We start from the raw sequence: 5390 nt of genomic DNA on the forward strand, positions 1-5390 counted from the left end.
GGCTGGCTACCAAGCAGCCCTCATGGTACCAACAGAAATCCTTGCAGAGCAACACTTTGAGAGTTTACAGAACCTTTTTCCAGACTTGAAACTGGCTCTCTTGACAGGTTCCTTGAAAGCTGCAGAAAAGAGAGAAGTCTTGGAGACTATTGCCAAGGGTGAGGCTGATTTGATTATCGGAACCCACGCTCTGATTCAGGATGGGGTGGATTATGCTCGTCTGGGCTTGATTATCATCGATGAGCAGCACCGCTTTGGTGTAGGGCAAAGGCGCGTTCTGAGAGAAAAAGGCGACAACCCAGATGTCCTCATGATGACAGCGACTCCTATTCCACGGACGCTGGCTATCACAGCATTTGGAGATATGGATGTTTCCATTATTGACCAGATGCCAGCAGGACGGAAGCCTATTGTGACACGCTGGATCAAGCATGAGCAACTACCTCAGGTCTTGACTTGGTTAGAGGGGGAAATCCAAAAAGGTTCTCAAGCCTATGTTATCTCTCCCTTGATTGAAGAATCAGAAGCTCTTGATCTGAAAAATGCCATTGCCTTATCAGAGGAGTTGACAGCTCATTTTGCAGGCAAGGCTGAGGTTGCTCTGCTACATGGTAAGATGAAGAGTGACGAAAAAGACCAGATCATGCAGGATTTCAAAGAGAGAAAGACGGATATTCTGGTTTCGACGACGGTTATAGAGGTTGGGGTTAATGTTCCCAATGCGACTGTCATGATTATCATGGATGCTGATCGCTTTGGTCTCAGCCAGCTTCACCAGCTCAGAGGTCGTGTTGGTCGGGGAGATAAGCAGTCCTATGCTGTTCTCGTTGCTAATCCCAAGACGGATTCTGGGAAAGACCGCATGCGCATCATGACAGAAACCACCAATGGATTTGTCCTTGCGGAGGAAGATTTGAAAATGCGGGGTTCAGGTGAGATTTTTGGAACCAGACAGTCAGGTATTCCAGAGTTCCAAGTGGCTGATATTATCGAAGATTTTCCAATTTTAGAAGAAGCCAGAAAGGTTGCTAGCTACATTAGTTCTATAGAAGGCTGGCAAGAGGATCCAGAATGGCGCATGATTGCCCTTCATATGGAAAAGAAAGAACATTTAGATTAATACTCTTCGAAAATCAAATTCAAACCACGTCAGCTTCGCCTTGCCGTACTCAAGTACTGCCTACGGCTAGCTTCCTAGTTTGCTCTTTGATTTTCATTGAGTATAAGCTTTCTATAAGGAAAACTTAAGCTAGCTTTCAGGTTTGGCCCTTATACTAGAGTCATCAAAAAGAAACGAGGACTCTCACATGACAGTAACGATTAAAGTAAATTACCAAACCACTTTCCAAAAGAAAGAAGCAAAAAAATAATATTGAAGAGAAGGAAGAAAGAGCGAAAATGCTCTTTTTTTGTTTTTAAAAGCACAATTTATTGAATCTAAAATAGCACACTGCGGATTCTAAAAAAATTCTAGAAATTATAGTAGATTGAATCTGGAATAGTACACCTAGTTTTCTAAAACATTTTTAGAAATTAGTTTGAATTCCGCGATCAATTTGTTCAGTTTTTATTTCATTTAACTATAATTTGACTTTCCTAATTTCTTTGTTCATATCTTATTTCAATAAACTATATCTTAATATTTCAGAGCCAACATCTAGCATAACTAAAAAAACAGATTCTTCCATCTATTACGGAAAAATCTGTCATTGATTTAATGATTTACAAAAACTCCAACCACGGCTTGCGAACCTCGTCTTTGCTGGTTCCTCTATATTTTTTTAATTCCAAAAATGCCATCTTGACTAGATGATGTTCTTGACAGTTAGTGCTGGTCTTACAACAATGCCTCAAACTCAGCGACAGTCATGCCCAATTGCTCACTCGCAAATTCGGAAGTTAAAACATGTTGGCGTACTAAATCTAGAAAGGTAAAGATTTTCCCACTCTCGAGGCCTTGTTCAACTCCCTCTGCTCTAGCAGTTTCCAAGGCATAGTCCTGCGCTAACAAGGCTTGTTCTTCGCGTCTACGTTGTTCACTAAACATCTTCCTGTCCTCCTCGGACCAGCTCTTGTAGTCTAGCAGTTGGTCTGCTTGACTGATAGCTCGCTCGGGTGCTTGGGTAAAGGGTTTATTGCCGAAAAACTCCAACCACGGCTTGCGAACCTCGTCTTTGCTGGTTTCTCTATATTTTTTTAATTCCAAGAATGCCATCTTGACCAGATGGTTTTCTTGCCCATTGTTTGTAATTGTTAAAGCCTCACCTGTCGTATCCTCTCGCATGCTAAAGCTATGAAAGGCCAAATCATCTTGGAAGTAGTTGCTATCCACGATAGCGATAGCATATACTGGTGCGATATGTTTGTAACTCTGGTGTGTATCACCTTCTCGCTGACGAATTTTTTCTAGGTTTTGATTGACCTGACTGCACAGGTAAGCCCACAAACGATTAATGAAAAAATTCTGATGATGAACTTGGATTTCGATAATAACCTGCGTGCCATTGTCCAACTCTGCCAAGACGTCTATACTGGTATAGAAATCCTGGGCTGAGTAAGGCACGGAAGGCAATACATGAATATTGCTCCCCTCCAAAATGGTCACATTTTTGGCTGGCAAGTCCAGCATATCTCGAATAAATTGACAAGTGATTTCTGGGTTGCTAAAGATTTTCTTAGCAACCAAGTCATTGGTTGGGCTGATGCCCGGATGTCTGAGAATCATTCTTCCTCTCCTTTCATTATAGCACATTTTTAAATCTAGGTTTACTAGATTCTCTGCCACTACTTACTTATTTATTCGGAAAAGAGAGGATAAATGAAATAGTAAATAAAAAATAAGAACAGAGGATAAGCAATAAATGTTAAGCTTATCTGTATTCCCCGCTTATCTGATAATAAATGAGATCCGCAACATGACCTTTTCTCTCCACCCCATTTGCAACAGTCTTTAGATAGGACATCCCTGCCTTCTCCATCACACGGCCTGAAGCTAGGTTGAGACTGGCATATCGATCTTTGACTTTTTGAAATCCTGCTTGAGTAAAACAAAAGTCCAACACAGCTTTTAAGGCCTCTGTCATAAGACCACGCCCCCAATAGTTTTTCCTAAAACATAGCCAATTTCACAACTTAAATCTTCCTCGTGCATTTCAACGATGCTGATATCTCCTATCACTTGTTCTGGGTTTTCTTTGAGGCAAATGTCCCATTTGTAATAGTTAGGATTAGCATAGGAAGCAACCCAATTACGAATCGAGTTTCGAGTGACCTCAACATCAGGATGCGGATCCCAGGTGACGTAGGTTAGATTCTCAGCAGACGAAGCCCAATTTTGAAACATAGCTTCTGCATCACTCTCCACAAATCTTCTCAAAATCAAACGTTCTGTCTGTAACATTTGCGTACCGATTGCTTTCATGATGTTACCTCGCTTTCTGATAAATGATTCTCTGTCCAATCGCCATTGAAACTATAGTATATCGAGATAAGCTGTAGACAAATCAACAGGGACATTCACATTAATTTCTAAAAATACTTTAGAAGTTAATTGGTACTATTCTAGATTCAATTGATTATACTTTCTGTCAGTAGGTTTGAAGAAAGGAAAGCTAAATTCACTTTCTATTTACCCTTCTTTCTTGCAATGCTTTTCTAGATATGCTACAGTTGTGATAGCGATTACAAAATAAAAGGAGCATGTTATGAAAAATCTAGCTTTGTTAGAAGAAATCAAGACTTATAGAGGACGGGATGAGGTTCCAGAAGACTTTGATGCTTTCTGGGATGAGGAAGTGAAAAAAGTTTCAACTCTTCCAGCCTACCAGTTGGAGGAAAGAAATTTCCACATTCCTCAAGTTAAGTGCTATGAGTTAACGTTTGAAGGAACCAATGAAGGCAAGGTTTATGCACGCGTCGTTCTTCCAAAGAGTGAGGAGAAGGTTCCACTAATCTTCCATTTCCATGGTTATATGGGACGTGGTTGGGACTGGGCAGACATGCTAGCCTTCACCGTAGCTGGTTATGGTGTTGTTTCTATGGATGTGCGGGGGCAGTCGGGTTACTCACAAGATGGCTTACGTTCTCCTCTAGGAAATACGGTCAAGGGTCACATTATCCGTGGTGCTGTGGAAGGTCGGGATCACCTCTTTTATAAGGATGTTTATCTAGATATTTACCAGTTGATCGAAATTGTTGCTAGTCTGCCTCAGGTTGATGAGAAGCATCTTTCTAGCTATGGTGCCTCGCAAGGAGGGGCTCTAGCCTTGGTTGCAGCAGGGCTCAATCCTCGGATTCAGAAAACAGTTACCATCTATCCCTTCTTATCAGACTTTAGACGGGTTCTTGAGATAGGCAATACTAGTGAAGCCTATGACGAACTGTTCCGTTATTTCAAGTTTCACGACCCATTCCACGAAACTGAGGAGGAAATCATGGCGACCCTTGCCTATATCGATGTGAAAAATCTTGCCCATCGTATCAAGGGTGAGGTTAAGATGATTACGGGCTTGGATGACGATGTTTGCTACCCTATTACCCAGTTTGCGATATACAACCGCCTGACCTGCGATAAGGCCTATCGCATCATGCCTGAATATGCTCACGAAGCCATGAATGTTTTTGTCAATGACCAAGTCTACAACTGGCTTTGTGGTAGTGCGATTCCTTTTAAATATCTAAAATAAGGGGTTGACTCTAGGCACAAAATCTTAAAAATCATAAATACGCATAGTATCAGGGGATTAAGAAACCTTGATATTATGCGTTTTATTGTGGGAAGATAGTAGATTGAAATAAGATGTGAACAAATCTGTTAAGAAAGTCAATTTAATTTCTAGCAATGTTTTAGAAGTCGTAGCGTACTATTCTAACTTCAACATACTATATCTACTTCATTTTCTCCTGAAATTGAGTTTTCCACTTTCTTCTTTTTTCTGTTTCTTAATTTGTGCACTCGAAACAAGTATTGCAAGAAATCTACTTATTTTTGAAAGTACTTTTAATATAGTTGACATAGTTAAAAAGGTTTGAAACTAAATTCCAAATTAGAAAAAGAGTTGAAATGCTAAAAAAAAAAAGTATACTCTATTTGAAAACGCTAACAAAACTAATTTAGAGAATGAAATGTAGAGTATTTCTCTCTTAAAAAGTTATTGGTGAAACTAGATGTAGAAAGGAGGATACGGTATGATTATTACAAAAATTAGTCGTTTAGAAACTTATGTGAAAGTAAATCCACATTTTGCAACATTAATAGATTTTCTAGAAAAAACAGGACTAGAAAATTTGACAGAAGGTCCGATTGATATCGATGGTGATCGATTGTTTGGAAATTGCTTTACATATTTAGCAGATGGCCAAGCAGGAGCTTTCTTTGAAACTCACCAAAA

Annotated in this window: 4 protein-coding genes and 2 pseudogenes; 3 read left to right on the forward strand and 3 right to left on the reverse strand. The window is 39.9% G+C overall.

The window, feature by feature from the left end; all coding sequences use genetic code 11:
• On the forward strand, positions 1–1120 hold a 1120-nt coding region (locus ACLNCN_RS03025; RefSeq protein ID WP_424844582.1), incomplete at its 5' end, for an ATP-dependent DNA helicase RecG.
• A gap of 608 nt (positions 1121–1728) precedes the next feature.
• Here the strand turns inward: ACLNCN_RS03025 and ACLNCN_RS03030 are convergent.
• The 3 genes and pseudogenes from ACLNCN_RS03030 to ACLNCN_RS03040 form a co-directional block, all read right to left on the reverse strand.
• Positions 1729–1833, reverse strand: a pseudogene (locus ACLNCN_RS03030) (Rpn family recombination-promoting nuclease/putative transposase); the annotation flags it as partial.
• 4 nt (positions 1834–1837) lie between these two features.
• Entirely contained in the window at positions 1838–2725 is an 888-nt protein-coding gene (locus ACLNCN_RS03035; RefSeq protein ID WP_424844583.1) for an Rpn family recombination-promoting nuclease/putative transposase, read from the reverse strand.
• Positions 2726–2870: 145 nt separating this feature from the next.
• A pseudogene (locus ACLNCN_RS03040) lies at positions 2871–3421 on the reverse strand (GNAT family N-acetyltransferase).
• A 283-nt stretch (positions 3422–3704) separates the two neighbouring features.
• Between ACLNCN_RS03040 and ACLNCN_RS03045 the strand changes: the two are divergent.
• Both ACLNCN_RS03045 and ACLNCN_RS03050 read left to right on the forward strand, forming a co-directional pair.
• Positions 3705–4685: an acetylxylan esterase gene (locus ACLNCN_RS03045; RefSeq protein WP_424844584.1), complete on the forward strand. Its 981-nt coding sequence runs from the start codon at positions 3705–3707 to the stop codon at positions 4683–4685.
• A gap of 502 nt (positions 4686–5187) precedes the next feature.
• Positions 5188–5390 (forward strand): YhcH/YjgK/YiaL family protein (locus ACLNCN_RS03050; protein WP_424844585.1); only part of this gene is annotated, 203 nt, incomplete at its 3' end.

Source organism: Streptococcus sp. CL8.13 (genome assembly GCF_049737895.1).